Annotated in this window: 17 protein-coding genes and 1 pseudogene; 8 read left to right on the forward strand and 10 right to left on the reverse strand. The window is 69.4% G+C overall.

The features are described from left to right. Positions 1-172: 172 nt before the first annotated feature. Together ACZ38L_RS34335 and ACZ38L_RS34340 are read right to left on the reverse strand one after the other, a co-directional pair. Entirely contained in the window at positions 173-892 is a 720-nt protein-coding gene (locus ACZ38L_RS34335) for an IS6 family transposase (RefSeq protein WP_465700985.1), read from the reverse strand. 133 nt (positions 893-1,025) lie between these two features. Beyond that, a complete protein-coding gene (locus ACZ38L_RS34340) occupies positions 1,026-2,066 on the reverse strand; it encodes an SCO2583/SCO2584 N-terminal domain-containing protein (RefSeq protein WP_465700987.1) in 1,041 nt (346 codons plus the stop codon). A 286-nt stretch (positions 2,067-2,352) separates the two neighbouring features. On the opposite strand from ACZ38L_RS34340, the gene ACZ38L_RS34345 reads away from it, so the two are divergent. The 3 genes from ACZ38L_RS34345 to ACZ38L_RS34355 all read left to right on the forward strand — a co-directional run bounded on the left by ACZ38L_RS34345 (position 2,353) and on the right by ACZ38L_RS34355 (position 3,757). Beyond that, positions 2,353-2,643 carry a hypothetical protein gene (locus ACZ38L_RS34345; protein ID WP_465700989.1) on the forward strand — a complete coding sequence of 97 codons (291 nt, stop codon included), beginning with the start codon at positions 2,353-2,355 and terminating at the stop codon, positions 2,641-2,643. Continuing rightward, positions 2,640-3,032 (forward strand): PIN domain-containing protein, encoded by a 393-nt coding sequence (locus tag ACZ38L_RS34350; protein ID WP_465700992.1) that lies wholly within the window; start codon positions 2,640-2,642, stop codon positions 3,030-3,032. The genes ACZ38L_RS34345 and ACZ38L_RS34350 overlap by 4 nt, the downstream gene beginning before the upstream one ends. A gap of 83 nt (positions 3,033-3,115) precedes the next feature. Further along, on the forward strand, positions 3,116-3,757 hold the full coding sequence (locus ACZ38L_RS34355) for a zeta toxin family protein (protein ID WP_465700994.1): 642 nt from the start codon (positions 3,116-3,118) through the stop codon (positions 3,755-3,757). On the opposite strand, the gene ACZ38L_RS34360 is transcribed toward ACZ38L_RS34355, so the two are convergent. The 6 genes from ACZ38L_RS34360 to ACZ38L_RS34385 form a co-directional block, all read right to left on the reverse strand. Beyond that, entirely contained in the window at positions 3,739-4,425 is a 687-nt protein-coding gene (locus ACZ38L_RS34360; protein WP_465700996.1) for a hypothetical protein, read from the reverse strand. The two genes, ACZ38L_RS34355 and ACZ38L_RS34360, sit on opposite strands and share 19 nt — an antisense overlap. A 379-nt stretch (positions 4,426-4,804) precedes the next feature. After that, complete coding sequence (locus tag ACZ38L_RS34365) at positions 4,805-5,767, reverse strand: RHS repeat-associated core domain-containing protein (protein ID WP_465700998.1); 963 nt, start codon at positions 5,765-5,767, stop codon at positions 4,805-4,807. Positions 5,768-6,329: 562 nt separating this feature from the next. Then, positions 6,330-7,679, reverse strand: a complete 1,350-nt coding sequence (locus ACZ38L_RS34370) for a phosphomannomutase/phosphoglucomutase (RefSeq protein ID WP_465701000.1) — start codon at positions 7,677-7,679, stop codon at positions 6,330-6,332. A 79-nt stretch (positions 7,680-7,758) separates the two neighbouring features. Next, positions 7,759-8,802, reverse strand: a complete 1,044-nt coding sequence (locus ACZ38L_RS34375; protein WP_465701002.1) for a mevalonate kinase family protein — start codon at positions 8,800-8,802, stop codon at positions 7,759-7,761. Continuing rightward, complete coding sequence (locus ACZ38L_RS34380; protein WP_465701004.1) at positions 8,799-9,704, reverse strand: radical SAM/SPASM domain-containing protein; 906 nt, start codon at positions 9,702-9,704, stop codon at positions 8,799-8,801. Before ACZ38L_RS34380 ends, ACZ38L_RS34375 begins: the two co-directional genes overlap by 4 nt. Before the next feature lie 113 nt (positions 9,705-9,817). Next, positions 9,818-10,624: an ATP-binding protein gene (locus ACZ38L_RS34385; RefSeq protein ID WP_465701007.1), complete on the reverse strand. Its 807-nt coding sequence runs from the start codon at positions 10,622-10,624 to the stop codon at positions 9,818-9,820. Positions 10,625-10,824: 200 nt separating this feature from the next. On the opposite strand from ACZ38L_RS34385, the gene ACZ38L_RS34390 reads away from it, so the two are divergent. The 4 genes from ACZ38L_RS34390 (at position 10,825) to ACZ38L_RS34405 (ending at position 16,169) form a co-directional block, all read left to right on the forward strand. Beyond that, on the forward strand, positions 10,825-11,694 hold the full coding sequence (locus ACZ38L_RS34390; RefSeq protein ID WP_465701009.1) for a helix-turn-helix domain-containing protein: 870 nt from the start codon (positions 10,825-10,827) through the stop codon (positions 11,692-11,694). Beyond that, positions 11,691-11,912, forward strand: a complete 222-nt coding sequence (locus ACZ38L_RS34395; protein WP_465701011.1) for a DUF397 domain-containing protein — start codon at positions 11,691-11,693, stop codon at positions 11,910-11,912. Before ACZ38L_RS34390 ends, ACZ38L_RS34395 begins: the two co-directional genes overlap by 4 nt. Before the next feature lie 725 nt (positions 11,913-12,637). Continuing rightward, on the forward strand, positions 12,638-15,517 hold the full coding sequence (locus ACZ38L_RS34400; RefSeq protein WP_465701013.1) for an NACHT domain-containing protein: 2,880 nt from the start codon (positions 12,638-12,640) through the stop codon (positions 15,515-15,517). A gap of 247 nt (positions 15,518-15,764) precedes the next feature. Continuing rightward, on the forward strand, positions 15,765-16,169 hold the full coding sequence (locus ACZ38L_RS34405; RefSeq protein WP_465701015.1) for a hypothetical protein: 405 nt from the start codon (positions 15,765-15,767) through the stop codon (positions 16,167-16,169). Positions 16,170-16,179: 10 nt separating this feature from the next. Here ACZ38L_RS34405 and ACZ38L_RS34410 read toward each other — a convergent pair whose 3' ends face one another. Then, positions 16,180-18,327 (reverse strand): ATP-binding protein, encoded by a 2,148-nt coding sequence (locus ACZ38L_RS34410; protein ID WP_465701017.1) that lies wholly within the window; start codon positions 18,325-18,327, stop codon positions 16,180-16,182. A gap of 65 nt (positions 18,328-18,392) precedes the next feature. Here ACZ38L_RS34410 and ACZ38L_RS34415 point away from each other — a divergent pair, with 65 nt between their 5' ends. After that, positions 18,393-18,548, forward strand: coding sequence for a hypothetical protein (locus ACZ38L_RS34415; protein ID WP_465701019.1), 156 nt, complete (start codon positions 18,393-18,395; stop codon positions 18,546-18,548). 151 nt (positions 18,549-18,699) lie between these two features. On the opposite strand, the pseudogene ACZ38L_RS34420 reads toward ACZ38L_RS34415, so the two are convergent. After that, a pseudogene (locus ACZ38L_RS34420) lies at positions 18,700-19,005 on the reverse strand (IS21 family transposase); the annotation flags it as partial. Between the last annotated feature and the right edge of the window lie 317 nt (positions 19,006-19,322).

A 19,322-nucleotide genomic window follows, 5' to 3' on the forward strand; every position in this document is an offset into this window, starting at 1 on the left:
CGTCGGAGGGCGGGGTCGGCCAGGCGTGCACTACCGGGGCCTGCGCACGGTGGCGGTGGACGGCACCAGCCTGCACGTCCCCGAGGACGAGCAGGGACGCTGTCACGTTGATGCGTGTGTGTCCGGCTGAGAGTGTGCCAGGGTGCGGTGGGTTGCGGTCCGGGTGTCTGGGTCAGGCTGCGGTGGGTATGCCGATGGCCGCGGTGACGTGGTCCCAGATGGTGAAGCGGAGGGTCATCTCGAGGCGGTGCTGAGCGGAGGTCAGCAAGTGGCGTCGGGGTCGGAAGTGGGGTGAGATGCCGCTGAACGCGGACAGGAACCGTTGGGCGGCGCCGGGTGAGCGGAAGTACTTCATGGCGCGCTCGCGCTGCCTGGTGGGTTGGTGGGAGTTCTCAGCCCGGTTGTTCAGGCCCTTGTGCGCGCGGTGCTCGACCGAGGCCATGAGCTCGCGGTGGGCGACGCCGTAGGAGCGGAGCTTGTCGGTGACCAGTACCCTCGGTACCCGACGCTGTTTCTTCATCAACTTGGACATGAAGCGCTTGGCGGCCTTCGCGTCCCGCCGGGACTGGACCGGGATGTCCAGTACGTCCCCGTGCTGGTCGACGGCGCGCCACAGGTAGTGCCGCACCCCGTTGATCTTCACGAAGACCTCGTCGAGATGCCACTTGTCACCGGCCCGCGGCCGGCGCCGGCGCAGCCCGTCGGCGTACGTCTGGCCGAACTTCAGGCACCAGCGGCGGATCGTCTCGTAGGAGACGATGACACCGCGCTGGAGCATCAGCTCCTCGACCTCGCGGAAGCTCAGCGGGAAGCGAAAGTACAGCCACACCGCATGGGAGATGATCTCCACCGGGTACCGGTGGCCCCTGTACGACGGCGACACGCTCTCCACGACAGACCACTCCCCGGCCAGACCAACCCGAAGATCATCTCACTCATCGGTCAATGTGACAGCACCCCCGGGTCCGCTCATCAGCGCGGCGGGCGTCCACGCTGTGTATGGAAGTCCGGTCGGTCCAACTCCGCTACTGAGGGAGCTGGTTGGTGGCGCTCAGTACGTCGCCCTGGATTGGTGACCCCGTCGCGCGTCGGAGCGCGCCGACCGCCGGGTCGGCGAGGGAGACGGTGAGCGTGTAGGGCGCCGGGCCGGTGATGGTGTTCGTCGAGTCGATCGGCGGGCTGAGGCGCTGCTGGACGGCGAGGGCGTCGATGCCCGGGCAGAGCGCCTGGGCGGGGAGCGTCACCTCGGCGGTTGCGCCGTCCTGCGATCCGATGCTGATCTTGCCCTGCGGGGTGCGCGCCGTGCCGTCGCCGAGCTTGACCGGCAGGTCGTACGCGCCGCCGACCAGCCCGTCGGGGCCCTCGATCTCCACGGCCACGCCTTGCGGCCCCAGCGGCGGGGACAGGTCCAGCGACCGACTCGCGCCCGGTCCGAGCAGGAGATCGATGGTGAAGTGCCCGTGATCCCCGGGCGAGCCCTGGGAGAACCCGTAGGAGCCGAGGGCGAGTTGCGGTCCCGGCGGCGGGGTGTCGGACCGCCCATCGGCGAAGGCGATGGCGGCGGGGCCGGCGGGCGCGGAGGTAGCCGTCTGGGCGAAGTGGTGGAATCCCCGAATGCCGCACTTGCTGCCGTCGGAGGTCCCGCCGCCGCTCAGCGCGACGTCCGTCGACGGACGCGGTGAGCCCGGCGCACGCGAGGGCAGGACGTCCTGCGGTGAGTCGCCGAGGGAGAGCAGGCCGCTGCCTGGCCCAATGCCGATGGCCACGACCGTGGCGGCGACAGCGACCGCGATCAGCACCCCTGAACCGAGCTTGGACGCGAGCCCGGCCCGCTTCGTACGCGAGCGGGTCGGGCCGGGGGCATCGAGTGACCAGCGGCGGCCGCCCGGATCCACCGGCGGCTCCAGCCGCCAGCGCGCCGCGAGTATCCGAGTGCGTGCCGCCGGTTCCTTGACGTCGGCGCCGCGAACGAAGTCCTCGTCCAGGACGAGCACGTCGAACGGGTCCGCGGCTGTCGGCTCCGGCTCGTCGGAGGGGCGCGGGTCAGGGTCTTCGGCTATCGGCACCGCGTCAGTATGCCGGGCCGCCCTGACGCTCTGACCAGCGAGGTGCCCTGGTTCCTGTGCGCCGTGGCGGGTGCGGCGTGATCAGGTGGCGACGACGAATAGGGGAGCGACGATGACCGTGGTGAACTCCTCCGGCGCCGCGTACTACTCACCCTGTGACCGTCATGCTCGGTCATCCCGAAATGAAATGTTGATCAGATCCAATCGCGCTGGCCACTGGCACCAGGATCCACAGACCCGGGCAAGCTGGTACACCACTGGTATACCACCGGTGTACGATCACGGTATGGCTGATACAACGATCAAGGTTTCCCCTGATACGCGTGACCGGCTGGCCGCCCTCGCGGCGGCCCGCGGCACCACGATCGGCGCCCAGGTGGCCCTGCTGGTGGAGCAGCAGCCCACCCCGGAGCAGATCGCCGAGCGCGTCGCCGAGGGCCGCCGGCTGCTGCGGGAGCACTTCGGGATGACCCTCACCGACACGGACCTGGACGAGGGCCCGAACCTGCTGCAGCGGGTCTATGACATCGCCGCCACCGACGCGCGCGCCAAGCTCGCCCCCCGGCGCAGCGCGTGATCATCCTGGATTCCAGCGCCCTGGCCGCGCTGGCTGATGGCCACCCGCGCCTGCACCGGATCGTGGACGCCGCTCTGCGCAGCCCGTTCCAGCATCTGCTGGTTCCGGTGCTGTGCCTGGTCGAGGCCGAGATCAAGGACGAGGGCACCGCACACGCGGTCCTGGCGCTGCCCTCGCTTGAGTTCGAGCCCTTGGACGCGACGACCTCGGTGGTGGTGGCGACCATGGTCCGCGACGGGTACGGCGGCCAGGATCTGGCCCACACCATCGCAACCAGCCTGCCCACCCCGATGCGTCCGCTGCAGCACCTGATTCTGACGGCCCGTCCGGAGCTGTATCCGCCCGGGATCGCCACCGTCGACATCGACGACCCCCGCCTGGAGCCGTAGGTGCAGGTGGCGAGAGTGTAGGGGACGACGAGCTCGACCCCAGCGAGAGCGGGCGCATCTTCGCCGAGGAGGTCCTGCCCGCCGTGCTGCACGGAGCCGTGGCACAGGAGCAGCCGGTGGCGGTGCTCGTACTCGGGCAGGCCGGCAGCGGCAAGACCCGTGTCGTGGACCTGGTGCACGCCGCCCTCGCCAGGCGGCGTGGGGCGGTGCGGGTGGACCGCGACCTGTACAAGGCCGTCCACCCCCGTTACCGGCGCTACCTCGCCGAGGACGTGCGCACCGCCGGGGTGCGGGTGCGCACGGACACCTACGGGTGGCAGGCCCAGGCGGAGGAGCAGCTGCGAGCCGGCCGGTTCGACGCGGTGGTCGAGGCGCCGCTGGGCCGGCCCGAGGAGTTCCTGGAGGAGATCGCCGCGTACCGGCGGGCGCGCTACCACATCGAGCTCGTGGCCCTGGCCGTGCCCGAAGCCCTCAGCCAGCTCGGCGTCCTGAACCGCTACCTGCGCCTGGCCCTTGAGGGCGGGCCCGCTACGTCGCCTGGGACAACCACGACGCCTGCGCCGCCACACTGCCCAAGACGCTCGCCGCGGTGGAAGCCGGGCACCTGGCCGACAAGATCCTCGTGGTGCGGCATGGTGTTTGTCCGGATTCGCCCGTCCAGCCTCTGCGGGACGGTCTGGCATAGCGCGATCACGGTACTGACCTATTACAGACCCACCGGGTAGCCAATATTTTCGATATCCTGGCGCACGGACTCCAAGTCACATTCCGGGTTCACCATCGTCAAAATAGACTGATTCAGCGGCGTGAAGTTCAGGACGCTGTCAATCGCATCGATCGCATCAGTTTCACCCTTCAATCCAAGGCGCTCACCATAAGCACTCGCCGTGGGATGCACAAGGAAGTCGAATAGCCACGCCGAACCATCGGGGCTGACTTCATCGGATTGAGGGAAGTCGATCTCACCAGTGCACCAGGAGTCGCTACCAGCGGAAATCCAGGAACATGCCGTCACAAGAGGAACCGTGTCATCCATGAAATCTGGCAAGCCAGCCAGGACTGGCAAAAAATCTTCCGGGATTTGATCAATAACTCCCGGCCAGACCTGTAGTGGATGGAAGGAGTGCGGGCTCATGCAGGACTCGTGATCAAATCCCAGGGCCACTACTCCGGCCCGACAGAAGGCGATGAAGTATCCGTCACCCCCTCTATTGTCCATCACTGCAGCATCAATCCCTGCCCCCCATTCTCGCTCAAAGGAGCTTTCCCGGAAAGATTCGCCAGATGGACTGACAATGATATCCAGTGCGGCAAGCGCGATGCATGTCGCCTTGAGCCTGTTTGCATCTGGAAGGACCCTGGCCACATCAACCATGGTGACGCTTTTTCTCACATCTGCTCCCCGCATAGGCATGGCGTATTGCACGGAAGGGCCAGTCGGCTGGCCATCAATTGGAGTGGAACTCCTCGGCAGAGGGTGCAGTAAGAGGCAGTGCAGTCCCCAAGTCTTGCCCCCCTGCCCCAACGTCAGTTCGCCCAGCGCACCGGTCGCACCTGGCGCTCCGAGTGTAGCCTGCCGAGGCCGCTGAGAAGGCTCTGTGCGGGATCTGCTTACGCCTGGCTCCAGCCTTGCGGCCGCCAAACATTCAGACTTACTCATCCTAGATATGAAAAAGTTCATGACTGGTTGATTATTCAACCAGTCATGAACTTTCTGAACATCAGCAGTCTTTTAGCAGATCACCGCAAGCCGACTGGCTGCTGCCATATTTCTAGAACCAGTCTTCTATTCGTCTTGCAACGGACGTCGCAATCCCGCTGCCGATTATGCCACCCACGACACCGCCGACAAATCCTCCGACAGCGGTAGCGATGCCGGGCACGAACGAGCCGATAGCCGCCCCTGTTTCGGCCCCATAGGCAGCACCAGCTAGGCCGCCGGCCAGACCTGCCGCATCATTCACTGCGGTTTGCACTTTCTGTCCCCTTGGCGCTTGTTCGACATCTCTGATCGCCAAGCCCACAGAGGCAATCACTGCGACCCCGCCCAAGGCTCCGCGAATGCTGATTTCTCCTGCGTCCGAGTCACGCCCCGCCCTTCGCGCTTGTCGCTCCAACCAATCCCTGTTCCGATTCAATCTGCGAGCAGACGGCGGATTGGGACTACCGCATGCGTAACGCTCCCGACAGGACATCCCGGGCGAGGGGCGTCCTCGGTCTTGAGCGCTGCTATTGCACGCCCAACCTTCGATGCACAAATTCTCATCGCGGAGATTTCCACCCCTTTTGCGAGCATAATTACGATGCCCGGCCTGTACGTCGCGCCTGTCTGAAAATCTGTAACCGCAGCGCCAACAGTCCCAAGTCCCATCAGGATTCATGTCGCGCTTGAGAATCTCCTCAAAACGCCCCTTCTTCCAGGAGACATCCTTGTATTGGGTTCCATCGTGGGCCGAGCTGGCTATGAGTTCTTCGTCTGACGCGTAGTCACCGTCGCTCAGAATTCGGCCACCCAGGTCCGGGTCGCGTATCTCGCCCGAAGGGTCCGCCCCTGTGACCGGATCATTTCCTGCGTAGTCATATCCGTTGATCTGCGTTGGGTCGTCAGACTCAAAAAGTGGATCATTGCTGAGGAAACGACCTGAAGCCGGGTCATAAACACGAACCCCTAGCGTCTCAAGGATGGTGTCCCACCGAGTGGTGTAGCCGATCAAGGCGGCAAAAGCGCAGTTCACGACCGGAATCCCGGCTTCGGGAACCCCGTCTGGGCTGACAAGGCGTCAGCCTGTGGGCTTCAGTCCGAGGGCGCCGTCCGGTCTCCCGGCAGCTGCGCACCTGTGAAGCTTTGAGGCAAGATCGGCTACACCACTCGGCGGGACACGACCGTCTCAGCCCGTCAGCACTGTCGCTGTCCCCGCCGATGTAGCCCTTGTCTCCCGGCCAGGTGCCAATGAGCACAGCAGGGTCCCGGACCATGATCGGTCCGGGACCCTGCTGTGCTTGATCCACTTTCACGGGAGTGTCGTGATCTCTGCCTTACACCCGGCGGTATAACTGAGCACCACATCGATTTCGGGAGTGCACACCGAGAATCGCGCAGATCAACGGACCTCTCGGCGTCTGGGCGGGCCGGCTCAACCGGCGTCGCGGCGGGCTGGGGAGGGTGACGGCTTCCCATCCCGCCACCCGAACATGACACCCTCGCAGGGGAAGCCCACCGCGACCGCCGACGGGCCACACAACTCAGGACGAGGACATGTGCGTGGGGCCCCCGGGGGCCCCACGGTCTTCAGCGTGTCAGCGGATGAGGGCGAGGACCTCGTCTCGCAGGGCGGCCATGGACGGTTCGTCGGGGGCTTCGACGTTGAGCCGCAGCAGGGGTTCGGTGTTGGAGGGGCGGAGGTTGAACCAGCGGCCGTCGCCGAGGTCGACGGTGAGGCCGTCCAGGCGGTCGGTGGTGACGTGGTCGAAGTGGCGGTAGGCGGTCTCGACCTCGTTGAGGGTGCCGGCGACGTCGGCGACCTCGGAGTTGATCTCGCCGGAGGCGATGTAGCGGGAGTAGTCGGCGACCAGGTCGGACAGGGGGCGGTCCTGTTCGCCGAGGGCGGCCAGGACGTGCAGGGCGGTGAGCATGCCGGTGTCGGCCCGCCAGAAGTCGCGGAAGTAGTAGTGGCCGGAGTGCTCGCCGCCGAAGACCGCGTTGTGCTCGGCCATCAGGGCCTTCATGTAGGAGTGACCGACGCGGGAGCGCACGGGCGTGCCGCCGTGCTCGCGGATGATCTCCACGGCAGCGGCGCTCGTGATGACGTTGTGGATGATCGCCGATCCGGGATCCTTGGCGAGTTCGCGGGTGGCGACCAGGCCGACGATGGCGGAGGGGGAGACGGCCTCGCCGGTCTCGTCGATGAAGAAGCAGCGGTCGGCGTCTCCGTCGAAGGCCAGGCCGATGTCCGCGCCGGACTTCTTGACCAGGGCCTGGAGGTCGAGGAGGTTCTTGGGCTCCAGGGGGTTGGCCTCGTGGTTGGGGAAGGTGCCGTCCAGTTCGAAGTAGAGCGGCACCAGCTCGATCGGCAGGCCGGAGAAGACCGCGGGGACCGTGTGTCCGGCCATGCCGTTGCCGGCGTCGGCGACGACCTTGAGGCGGCGGATGCCCGACAGGTCGACCAGCCGGTTCAGGTGGGCCGCGTAGTCGGTGAGCATCTCGCGGCAAGTAACGGCGCCGGGAGTGGCGGCCGGGGCGGGGATGTCGTCGTTCTCCAGCCAGGTGCGGATCTGGGCCAGGCCGGTGTCCTCGCCGATGGGGGCGGCGCCGGCTCGGCAGAGCTTGATGCCGTTGTCCCGGGCGGGGTTGTGGCTGGCGGTGATCATCACGCCGGGCAGGTCCAGGCTGCCCGAGCAGTAGTACAGGTAGTCGGTGGAGCCGAGTCCGGCGTCGATGACGTCGGCCCCGGCGCTGGTGGCCCCGGTGGCGAAGGCCTCGGCCAGCGCGGGGGAGGTGGAGCGCATGTCCTGGGCGATGACGATCCGGTCCGCCCCGGTGAGGCGGATGAACAGCGCGCCGACCTTGGTGGCGAGGTAGGGGTTCAGCTGCGAGGGGACCTCGCCGCGGATGTCGTAGGCCTTCACGAGGCGGGAGTAGTCGGGCATGACCTGCCTTCCGGGGTTGCGGCTTGCGGGGCCTTGGACAGAGAGGTTACCGACCGTGTCCGGTCGGCCACACATGCGATCATGTGAGGTTCAGGCGGGCCGTGGGCCCGTTGGTGGAAAGGCCGTTGGGCTCGCCGGCGGGGAGCGCGAGCGCGTGGACGGGAAGGTCCGCGAGGGATCGCAGGACGGCCGTCACGGCGTCGTCGGGGACCAGTGCGAACAGGCAGCCGCCGTGGCCGGAGCCGCTGAGCTTGGCGCCGAACGCGCCCGCCGCGCACGCCCGTTCGGCGCACATGTCGATCAGTCCGGTCGAGCAGTGGACCTTGTCCCGCAGCAGGCCGTGGTAGGCGCTGACGAGGCGGCCGACCTCGCGGTAGTCCACGGCTGGGGCGGTGAGCGCGTTGGTGAGGGCGTCGACCAGCAGGGGCGCTTCGCGGGCATAGACGAGCATGTCCCTCTCGCCCGACCGGTAGCGGTCGCGCTTGGAGGCCAGCACCGCCTTGGTGGTGCGTCGCTGCTGGGTGTCGATGAGGATGACCGGGATGCCCAGGGTGGGGGCCAGGCGCCGGGCCGTGGGCACCTGGCCGGCGTCCACGCGGTTGACGCCGCCGTGCGCACACGCCAGGAAGTCCATCCAGCCGGCCCCGGAGCCGAGTTCGCCGGTCTCGGCCTGGCGGGCGAGGCCGCAGGCCGTGCTCAGGTCCAGGGCTGCCCCGTTGAGGCCGTGCAGGGCGGCGACGGCGGCCAGGGTGAGGGCGGCGCTGGAGGACAGCCCGGCCGAGACCGGCAGGTCGGTGGTGGCGGTCAGCACGGTCCCAGCGATGCGGCTCGCGTCGTGCAGGGTGACCCAGGCGGCGGCCTGCAGATGGTCCAGGACGTCGCCGTCGTAGTGGCGCTCGGCGGCTCTCTGCGCGGGCAACAGACGGGTGCGGTGCAGGGGCGCGCCGGAGGCCAGGGCCAGGGTGTGGCCGCCCGGCGCACGCCAGGCGGTCACGCGGGTGCGAAGCGGCACCGCGGCGACCACCGAGGAGCCGCCGGTCATCCAGTCCAGAGACTCGCCGGCCAGGCACAGTCTTCCCGGGGCGGAGGCCGTCACCGCCTGGGAGGTGGTCGGGGCGGTCACCGGCGGGTCTCCGGCAGGGCCTGGACGCAGGTACGGCACGCCGGGGAGGCGGTCCAGTCCGCGCCTGCGTGCCGCGCGCGCCACTCGGCCATCACGCCACTGGTGAACAGCTCGGCCAGGCTCGCGTCCCGCACGTTGCCGACCACGTACTCCTGGTGCTGGGAGCCCTCCGGGACGACGTTGCAGCACATCTTCAACTCGCCCCGGTAGGTCACACTGATGGAGGTCGCCGTCATCTGGCACGGCGCCGTGCGGTAGGAGCCGACCTTGAGGACCACCGCCGTTCCGCCCCGGTCGTTGTAGGTGTCGATCGCAGGCCGGATGATCTCGACCTTCATCCCGCTGTCGGGGTCGGTCCAGGTCGCGGCCAGGCCCTGGCGGACCTCGCAGAACTGCCAGTCGAACCGGATGTCCAGGAGCTTCTTCAGCCCCAGGTAGTGCCGCAGGTCGTCGAAGGTCGGCAGGGTGGTGGCCCGGTGCGGGTAACGGGTGACGCGCACGTACCGCACGCCGTCCTTGGCCATCAGCTCCAGCACGTTGCGGTCGAGCAGGTCGCCGTTGGTGTAGATCGCGGGCTTCGCGCCGGGGACGTCGGTCAGCACCCGGGCGATCTCCTTGGCCAAGCGGGGGTTGGCCAGCGGCTCGTTGTAGTTGTGGAAGGCGAAGAACCCGGCGAAACCGGCCGCCCCGAGTTCGGCGGTGATCTTCGTGAAGACCCGCCAGTCCATCAACTCCTGGCTCCGGCGGGCGTCGGTGTGCCCGTTGGGGCACCACGTGCAGGTCCGGTTGCAGTACTTGGAGGTCTCCACCTCCACGTACTTCACGCGGGCCAGCGGCGCGGGCCGGGCCGGCAGCGGTACCAGCGGCGGTAACGCGCCAATCGGGACGTTCCGTTCGGTCACAGTTGTCCTCCCAAGTGTGCTGATCGTGCTGGTTGGTGGGGCCCACCGGGCCGGCTGCGGGGCACCTGCGGTGCGACCGGGCCGGGCCCCGGGCTGGTGCTGGCGCGGGCGGGTCAGCACGTGCCGGGGGTCGGCCCGAGCGTCGAGACTCCGCGCAGGAGGTCGCCGACGGGGACGGTGTTATCCGGGTCGCACAGGGCCCGGACGGCTTCCCGCAGGCTGACCGGGTCCGCTCCGAGCTTCAGGACGGCCGCGTCCACCAGGGCGTGGGCCAAGGACGCCTGGAGATGGGCCTCGCAGCTGTGGTCGGCGATGGCGGCGGCGACCTCCTCCAGGGAGGTCAGGGCCTTGCGCCGCAGGGTCTGCCGGGGCGGCCGGCCATAGGTCATGGTCACCATGAGCTGGCGGCTCTGGGCGTTGAAGGCGATGCTGAACGGCATCTCGCCCCGGTTCGGCTCGGACACGGTTCCTCCTGGGTAGGGCAGGCAGCAGCGGATCTGCTTGCCGGTCGGTGTCGGGGTGACCTGCCAGCCCGGGGCGAGGCAGTCGAGCAGGAACAGGCCCCGGCCCTTCTCCGCCTCGGCGTCGTCGGGGGCGATGCCCGAGTGGCGGGGTCGGCGATCCTGCTCGGGGTCGTGGCAGTTGACCTGCACTCCCCGCGGGCCGGCCTCGGCCTCCACCACCAGCGGGACGAAGTCCCCGCAGGCCCGGACCGAGTTGCCCACGAGCTCGGACACCACCAACTGGGCGTTGTCCACGAGGCCGGGATCGACCCCGGCCTCGCTCAGCGTCTTGTCCGTCAGCTCCCGCACCCGGCGCAGATTCTTCCGGCAGGCGCTCATGTGCGCTGTGAACCCCGAGCGCCTGATCTGGAGATAGAACCCGGCCTCAGCGACCGTCGGGTCCTCCGCCGTGAGCATGGCACCTCCTATCTGCGGGTTCGTGTCCGCGCAGCATCGGATCAAGTAGCGCTGAGCAGAAAGAAGTTGACTGCCAGTGAGCGCCTTTCCACAGAGGATGGACCCCTTCCCGCTATGGGCGCAAGGTTTCTACCCAGACGGGTGAAGGATGGGGTAGTGAACCCTCGTCTTGCACGCCGGGTCGGTGCCAGACTTCCCACATGTCGAACTCGCCTCTGGCTCCAACCGTCCGGCGCCGCCAACTCGGCAAGGCACTGCGGCGCCTACGCAACAAGGCCGGCCTCACGCTCGACGACGCGGCCGAAGGGATGGGGTGGAAGGCCCCGAAGATGTCGAAGATCGAGAACGCCACCCAGTCGATCCGCCCTGCCGAGGTCGCCGAACTGCTCAAGACCTACGGCGTCAGCGACCCGGACGTCTTCACCGCGTTGGAGAGCCTGGCCAAGGACGCGGGCAAGCGCGGCTGGTGGCAGACCTACAGCGGTGTCCTGGCCCCCGCCTACGCGGACTACATCTCGCTGGAAGCCGATGCCGAGAGCATCCGCTTCTACGCACCCGGCCTCGTCCCCGGCCTGCTGCAGACCGCCGCCTACGCCCGCGAGACCATCGCCGCCCACGCCACCAGCCGCACCCCCGAAGAGGTCACCGCCCTCGCCGAGGTCAGGCACGCCCGCCAGGCCGTCCTCAGCCGCCCCGAACGCCCGCTACAACTGTGGGCCGTCATCCACGAAGCCGTACTCCACCAGCGCTTCGCAGTACGGCCGGCCACCATGCGCGAACAGCTCCAACGCCTGCGCGACGTCGCCGAGATGCCCAACGTGACCATCCAGATCATGCCCCTCAACGCCACCCCGCACCCCGGCGGGGCAGGCGCATTCACCCTGATCGGCTTCCCCGGCCCCGTTCCTGACGTCGTGCTCTTGGAGAACCTGCTCGGCGCGTCCTACGTTGAGGACGCCGACGGCGTCAAGACATACGCCGGCGCCTTCGAGCGGATCGTCGCAGCCGCCCTGTCGACAGACGACTCGCTCGCACTGATCGCACGAATGGAAGAAGGAACCCGCACGTGAACGCTCCGAAGGCCGACCTCTACGCCTACGACCTCTCCGGCGCCACCTGGCGCAAGGCCTCAGCGAGCGCCGGCGAGAACGAGTGCGTGGAGGTCACCGATCTACCCGGTGGAGGCCGGGCCGTCCGCGACTCCAAGAACCCCAACCGCCCCGCCCTCTGCTTCACCGCCGCCGAGTGGGAAGCCGCCAAGAAGGGCATCCTCGCCGGGGAACTCTGACCCCAACGAACGCTTCGGCGGCTGCCTTCCCCTGCCCATAACGGGGGAAGACAGCCGCCGAAGCATTAAAGAACTACCCTGCGTCCGAGCGCCGCACCCCGGCCCACCCGCCCACGGCGAGCCCGCCACCAACACTCCCAACCTCAGTGCAGCAGCTCTGCCGCGAGCAGCCAACTCGTCCACGGCGGAACAGGCTCCGGCCCTCAGCTGGCCCTGGCCCGTTCCAGCCGATCCGCTGAAGAGCCCTGGCGCAGTGGCCAAGGGGCTCTCGGGTCAGGGATTGATGTCAATAGCAGTCGACCACTTAGCGTGCCCGTTGACGTCGGGCGCTGATGGACGGGAGCACGGCCAGGGTGGCGGAGAGGGCCGCTGTGACGGCGGCCAGGGGTTGGAGATCCCGGCCAATGCCGATCCAGCCAGTCCAAATCATGGCATACCCGCGATCGGCATCGCCGAGGACCAGGAGCTGGCAGCCGCGCGGGCGGCAGCTGCGGCGAGGCCGGCCCCGCCGTTGCCTGCCGCTGCCTGTCTCGGTGGTGGCCGACCAGGTGCTCGAAGAGATGGGCCACCCCTTCGAGCGGCGCGCAGGCCCTGGAGGACAGGACCGGTGGAGCCCGGGTTCCGCGCTCAGGTACCGTCAGCGTCGGTGAAGGCCACCACGGCGAAGTCGGTGCCGAGGCTGGGATCACAAGGGGGAGGGCAGGGGCGTGAGGCCGGGCCGAGGCGTGAACAAGCGCGTGGACAACACGTTCAGCGGCGACGCGCATACCGTGATTCAGGCTCGGTCCATCGGCCGGATCACCCTCTACGGGATACCGATCCACCTCTCCCCGTTATCGGCGCGGGCCGCCGCCCTGCGGTGGACCGCCGTGGCCGTCCTGGCCGGCGGGGGCGTGGCCGCGATGATTGCGGGCCTCTCCCGGCCACGCGGCAGCGGTACGGCGTGGCTTGTCATCGTGGGACTGGCTGCCGTCGCGGCCGGGCACGCGCTGGGCTCGGCGACCCGGCAGCGTCGGCTGCTCTCGCACGGCCGTCACCACAACGTGCTGCGTGGTCGGGTCGAGGCCGCTATCGAGGGCCTGGCCCGTGAACAGAAGCGGCAGTGGCGGGAGGAGCTGGTGGTGCGCCGCGTGCAGGGCCGCCTGCTGCTGCCGGTGATGTGCCGGGCCGCGCAGCCCGGTCTGTTCGATCACTGGGCCAACATCCGCGGCCAGGGCGGCGATGCCCCGCTGGATCTCGACGGTGACGTGGCCGATCTCGACCAGGTCCTTGCCCGCGTGCCGTCCCGCCGACTGGTGGTCCTCGGCGCGCCGGGGGCGGGTAAAAGCGTGGCCGCGCTGAGGCTGGCGCTGCGTCTGCTGGAACAGCGCGACGCTCACGGCCGGCTGCCGGTGCTTCTGCCCGTCGCGTCCTGGGACGCACGGAAGACGGGCCTGTGGCGGTGGGTGGCCGAGCGGCTCACCGTTGAGCACCCTGAACTCGCGGCACCAACGAGTGCGGGCAGCACGCTGGCGGACGAGGTGGCTCGGCCCGAACGGCTGCTGCTGGTGCTGGACGGCTTCGACGAGATCCCCGGCCCGCAGCGGTCGGCTGCACTCACTGCGCTCAACGAAGGGGTCGACGAGCACAGCCACCTGGTGCTGACCAGCCGTACGGAGGAGTACCGGCGGGCGGTACACGGGGCCGACGTGCTGCGTGCTGCGCCGGCCGTGGAACTGCGCCCGCTGTCGGTTCCCGAGGTGGTCGAGTGCCTGAGCACGAGCACCCGGCGTACGGAACGGGACGGTTCCGGCCTGTGGTCGGGGGTAATCGCGTGTCTGCGGGACGGAACCGGCGCGCACGCGCAGCGGCTGCGCGCCGTGCTGGTCTCACCGCTGATGCTGGGCCTGGCCCTGTCGGTCTACGCCGCGGCGGACGCGAACCCGGCCGAACTCCTGGACGCGGCGACCCTGCCCACCCGTGCGCGCATCGAGGCGCACCTGATGGGACGGCTCGTCCCGGCCGCGTACAGCCCGCCGCTGGACGTGGGCCCGCCGCCTCGCTGGCGCGCGAAGGATGCTGAGAGATGGCTTCGCGGCCTTGCCGGAGACGCTGTCCGCGGCGGTGCCCCCGGTGGCGAGCTGGCCTGGTGGCGGGTGTATCGGCGGCAGACGGCCGCCGCGACGGCCGGTGCCGTCGTGTTCGTCTACGCCGCGACAGTCGCGCTCACCGCCGCACTGCCGCTGCACGGCACGGTGCGGTGGCTGGGGATCGGCTGCCCGTTCTGGGCCGCGCTGGCGCTGGCGGGCGCGCTTCCGCTGGCAGTGGCCCTGACGGACGTCCTCCTTGCGGATCCCACACCGGTGCGGCTGAGCGTCAGGCCGCGTCTGCCGGGGATCGCGGCGCGCACGGTGGCAGGCGCGGCCGGGGTGGGCATGGCCTGGTTGACCAACCTGCCGACCTCCCAGGACCCCTATCCGGCGGGCTTCCCGGTGCCCTTCGCGCTCGTGCTCGCGGTGGTCTTCGTGGTGCGAGCGACACCGACGGCCGCCACCGACGTGACCGCGGGCACGCCGCGGGCGCTGCTGCGCACCGACCGCGCCTCGGCACTGACGACCGCTTTCAACCTGGCGGTGTCCGGACCGCGCCGCTGGTGCCTGGAGGCGCTGGTCCTCCTGCCGATCCCGCTCTTGGTCACGTGGCAGGAGCACGCGGGCGCGGGCCGGACCGGGGCGCCCGTCTGGGCCGCCGCCAACGGCGCCGCAGCCGCCCTCACCTTCGTCTACGGCCTCACCGCCTCGGCGTGGGGCCGCTTCGCCGTCGCACGCGTGCTGCTGGCCACGACCCGGCGGCTGCCGTGGCGGACCCTGGACTTCCTCGACGACGCCAGGGACCGCGGGGTGCTGCGCCTTTCCGGGGGAGCGTACCGCTTCCGCCACGCCCGGCTGCTCGACCACCTGGCCGGGCCCGGGGCGTCTCCCGGCCGGGCCTCGTCCTGGCTCTCCGGGCTGCCGGCCCGGTGGCCGGCCCCACTGCTGGCCGGCGCGGTGCTGGCAGCGGCGGCCACGAGTCTGACCGGCACCATCGGCGGCATGGCACGCCCGTCAGGCCCCTATCTGCCGACACCCTCCGCCTGCTCACTGCTGGACGCACCAGCCCTGACCGCCGCCCTGGACGGCACCCCCACTCGGGACCTCGACCCGCCCTCGGACAGCGGCATGTTCGACCCACACACCGAAGGTACGGGCATCACATGGTGCAGCTGGCACGCGGCCAACGGCTCACGATTGGGGCTGGCCACGCTGACCGCGGCTTCCACCTCTTACCTCAGCGCCCCCGGCGTCGCCGTCCAGGACTTCGCCTGGGCAACGAACGACCTGGTCAACCACCTGGACGTCGACCCCGCCGCCCGGCCCTGTGACTGGCGCCACGAGTGGGTCGAGCTGGTGCCCTCCGCAGCGGACGCCACCCACTGGGAGGGCCTCCTGCTGCTGTGCGGGAACGTGCTGCTCGATGTCGAGTACCAGCCGGCCGCCACGGTCCGCCCAGCCGCCGGCACCTACTCGACGGCGCAGCAGTTGCTCAAGCTCGCGACAGCCAGCGCGCTGCGCCCCGTGAGCGGTTGACGCCCCTGGATGCCTCGGCGGCCGCCAACTGCTCGACCCGGTAGGTGTCGGCGAGCTCCCGACAGTGAGCTTGTCGTCCTCGACCGGCAGCTTCAGGTCGTACACCGTATTTCTTCCGCTCCGCGTAGAAGGCAGGCGGCGACTGCCGTACCGTATCTGCCACTGGTGACAGTATCTGTGGGGGTGCAGGGTGGATCCGGTTTCGGTGGGACTGCTGGCAGCGTTGGCGGGTGGTGCCGGCGGTGAGATGGGCAAGCAGGCCTGGGCTGGGTTGAGCGCGCTGGTGCGCCGCCCATTCAGGCACGCGGCGGCCACCGCCGACGATGCGGGAACGCCGGCGGTCAGTTCCGGGGTGGCCGAGCTGGTGGCGCTGGAGCAGGCGCCGACCGATCCAACGCGAGGACAGTTGCTGAGCACCGCCTTGGCGGTACGGGCCGCCCTGGACGCGGACTTCCGTACGGGACTGCAGCAGTGGCACGAGCAGGCGAAGCTGGTGCGCACCGGTGACGGTGACGTACACAACCACATCAGCGGCGGCCACCAGCACACGGTGGTTCAGGGCCGGGACTTCTCCGAACTGACCTTTACCTCTCACGCAGCACCCCCGCGCGGGACCGCGCCACAAGAGGAAGTGCCACCCGCTCAGGGGTGAGCGGCGTGGCTCAGCCCGTCTCCAGCTGGCGTTCGATCCGGTTGCGGATCGCCACCGCTCGCGGGTCGTCGTAGTCGGCGAGAAGGCTCAGCGCCTCTGCCCAGTGCCACCGAGCGGCCTCCGGATCCTCGCCGAGCACGGATGTGCCCAGGCCGTCGAGGGCCAAGGCCTCGTTCCAGGCGTCGCCGAGTTCGTGCTGAACGGCAGCGGCCTGGCGGTGGAAACTGGCCGCGTCCGCGGGTCGGTCGAGCCGGCGGTACGTCTCGCCCACGCCGTGCCAGGCCAACGCTTCCCGGCTGCGGTCACCGAGGCGACGATGGAGCACGGCAGCGCGCTGATACGACTCCAGCGCGTCGGCGAACTGACCGTTGGCCTGCTGGGCGTCGCCAAGAGTGATGAGCCAGAACCCCTCCAGCCGGTGGTCGCGCAGGCCCAGCGCGATCTCCAATGCGTCGTGAGCCGACGCGAGGGCTTTGTCCAGGACCCCTTGTTCGCGTTGCAGGTCGCTCAGGATACGCAGGGCGTTTCCTTCGCCTCGCTGGTTGTTCAACGAGCGGTGTGCCGTCAGCGCCTGCTCGATGGTTGCCATGGCCTGGGGCAAGCGTCCGGCGCGGTAGTGAGCACTGGCGAGGTTGGAGAGCGTGGTGGCCTTCCAGTGCATGGCGCCCTGCAGGTGGAAGGCGGCGATGGCCTCCTCGAAGTGCTCTGCGGCCTCACTCAGTTGCCGGCTGCGCAGCTGGACCAGGCCGAGCAGGTTGAGCGAGTGCGCCTCGCTGAGCCGGTCCCCCAGGTCGCGCCAGATCGCCAGCGCTTTGCGGTGGTACTCCAGACTCTCGTCAAGGGAGTTGATCCGGGTGTACCCCATGCCGAGATCGGTGAGCAGTAAGGCGCGCGCGGTGTTGTCGCCCAACCGGTCTGCTGCCGCCAGGCCGATGTGGCCCACGGAGAGCCAGTCCACGCCCGGGGTTGAGGGAGCTTGCGCGCTGAAGAGCACGGCGGCCAGTTGCCACGTCAGCTGGTCGTCGCCGGCCGCGGCAGCGGTTCGAACGGCCTGCAGGAGGTTGGCGCGGTCACGCTCGGCCCAGTCCACGGCCGCGTTGTAGTCGGCGAAGGCCAGCGGCTGCACACCGTCCGCCGGCGGGGTGAGCGGCAGGCGGGCTTCGGCCGGGCTGATCCACTGCTGGGCGGCGTCGGCGGTGTGCAAGTACCAGTCCAACACCCGGCGCAGCGCGGCCTGCCGCTCCGTGGGTGATTCCTCGTGCTGGGCCTGGTCGGTGGCGTAGGCGCGCAGCAGGTCGTGGAACTGGTAGCGGTCTGGTGCAGTCTGTTCGACGAGGTGGGCGCCGACCAGGGAGTCGAGGAGTTGGCGGGTGCGGCTGATGGTCAGTTGGGCGAGGGCAGCCGCGGCGTGGAGTCCGAATTCGGGGCCGGGGTGCAGGCCCAGGAGGCGGAAGAGGCGGGCGACCTGGTCGGGCAGGGCCCGGTAGGACCAGGCGAACACCGTGCGGACGGCGTCGGCGTCCTCGTCGTCTCCCACGCTCAACGCGTCCCATAGGGCTGACTCGTCCCGCAGGTCGGCGATCAGGTCGTCCAGTCCCATGTGAGGGAAGCTGGCGGCGCGCTCGGCGGCGATGCGCAGGGCCAGTGGCAGTTGGGCGCAGAGCCGGGCGAGCTCGGTGAGCTTGTCCGGGTCGTCCTGTGATCGGTGGCCGTCGGTGACGGCGCGCAGCAGGGCGACCGCTTCCGGTTCGGGCAGTATGCCCAGGGTCAGTCGGCGGGCGCCGTCGCGCACCGCGAGGCCGGACAGGCGGCTGCGGCTGGTGACGACGACCAGGCAGCCGGCGCTGCCGGGCAGCAGGGGACGGACCTGGCTCACCGTGGCGGCGTTGTCCAGGACCACCAGGACGCGGCGCTCGGCCAGCAGGGAGCGGTAGAGCGCGGCCGCCGCATCCAGGTCCTGCGGGACGGACTGGGCGTCGACGCCGAGGGAGATCAGGAACCGGTGCAGCGCCTCCTGGGCGGTGACCGGCTGCCCCGGGTCGTAGCCGCGCAGGTTGACGTAGAGCTGTCCATCCGGGAAGCGGTCCCGGGCCCGGTGCGCCCAGCGCAGCGCGAGCGAGGTCTTGCCGGCGCCGGCGGTGCCGGCGATGACGAACAAGTGCCGGTCACCAACGCGCCGTCCAGAACCAGCGTCACCACGACGGTCCAAGCCTCGATGTCCTCATGTTCCGCTCCCAGCCGCAGCAGCTCCAGGTGCGGATCGGGGTGCTCGTCCGGCTGCAGCAGCATCCTCAACGCCGGCTGTACCGCGTCCCTCCACGACACCGCGCTGCTCCCCTTCAATTGGTGGGCCACACCGTCCTGGTGGACTTCCCCTGATGCCGCGACGTCGGTGCTCACCGGGCCAGCGTCGGGCAGGCGGCCCGCTGGGACGGGTCCAGCATCTTGGCAGTGTGTATCTGACTAGTCGAGGGCGTCCAGAGCGCGGTCGCGAAGGTCGTCTCGGAGTCCATCGACCTCGGACCGAACGCTGTGCGAGCTCGCCCGGCTGGTAGACCGTCCGGGAGACCGGGTCGGCGGGCAGGTAGGCCGGCCGCAGCTCGCGCACGCGCTCCTTGAGGATGGTCAGCCCGCGGTTCCAGCCGATCCGCTCGGCGATCACCGTGGCGGGCATCGTCGGGGTCTGCTTGAGCAACTCGCGGATGGCGGGTTCGAACGTGTCCACGGCCGAGCCCTTCAGCGGGCGCTGATAGACCGGCGGCCGGTTGCTGGCCAGCGCCCGCTTCACCGTGTTCTTCGAGATGCCCAGGTGCCGGGCGATCGCCCGGATCGGCATCTGCTCGGCCCGGTGCAGTCGGTGGGGTCGACGCGGAGCGCGGTTCCGGGATTGCTCCCGGCCCGTTTCTCCGCGCCGCCCTCCCGAACCGGACGTGCGAGTTGGCCCCGCATCCGGCTCTCCACAAGTCCCGTTGGACTGTTGCTTTCCTCAAACTGTGCTGGGCCACGGGGAGGGGATCGTCGTGCCTCGCGGGCGGTAGCGCGTGGTGGCTACCGAGCCCGGGTTGAACAAGACGACTTCTCCGTCGCGCGGCCACCATCCGCCGTCACAGTAGCGGCGGCGGAGTTCCTTCCAGCCCGCGTTGGGGTGCTTGC

It is taken from the genome of Kitasatospora sp. NPDC024654, from assembly GCF_055559155.1.

What these genes read in the sequence shown, in the direction of transcription:
- ACZ38L_RS34345 (WP_465700989.1), top strand. Translation starts at nt 2,353, where the DNA reads ATGGCTGATACAACGATCAAGGTTTCCCCTGATACGCGTGACCGGCTG.
- ACZ38L_RS34370 (WP_465701000.1), bottom strand. Translation starts at nt 7,679, where the DNA reads ATGCCCGACTACTCCCGCCTCGTGAAGGCCTACGACATCCGCGGCGAG.
- ACZ38L_RS34385 (WP_465701007.1), bottom strand. Translation starts at nt 10,624, where the DNA reads ATGCTCACGGCGGAGGACCCGACGGTCGCTGAGGCCGGGTTCTATCTC.
- ACZ38L_RS34390 (WP_465701009.1), top strand. Translation starts at nt 10,825, where the DNA reads ATGTCGAACTCGCCTCTGGCTCCAACCGTCCGGCGCCGCCAACTCGGC.
- ACZ38L_RS34405 (WP_465701015.1), top strand. Translation starts at nt 15,765, where the DNA reads ATGGGCAAGCAGGCCTGGGCTGGGTTGAGCGCGCTGGTGCGCCGCCCA.
- ACZ38L_RS34415 (WP_465701019.1), top strand. Translation starts at nt 18,393, where the DNA reads ATGTTCCGCTCCCAGCCGCAGCAGCTCCAGGTGCGGATCGGGGTGCTC.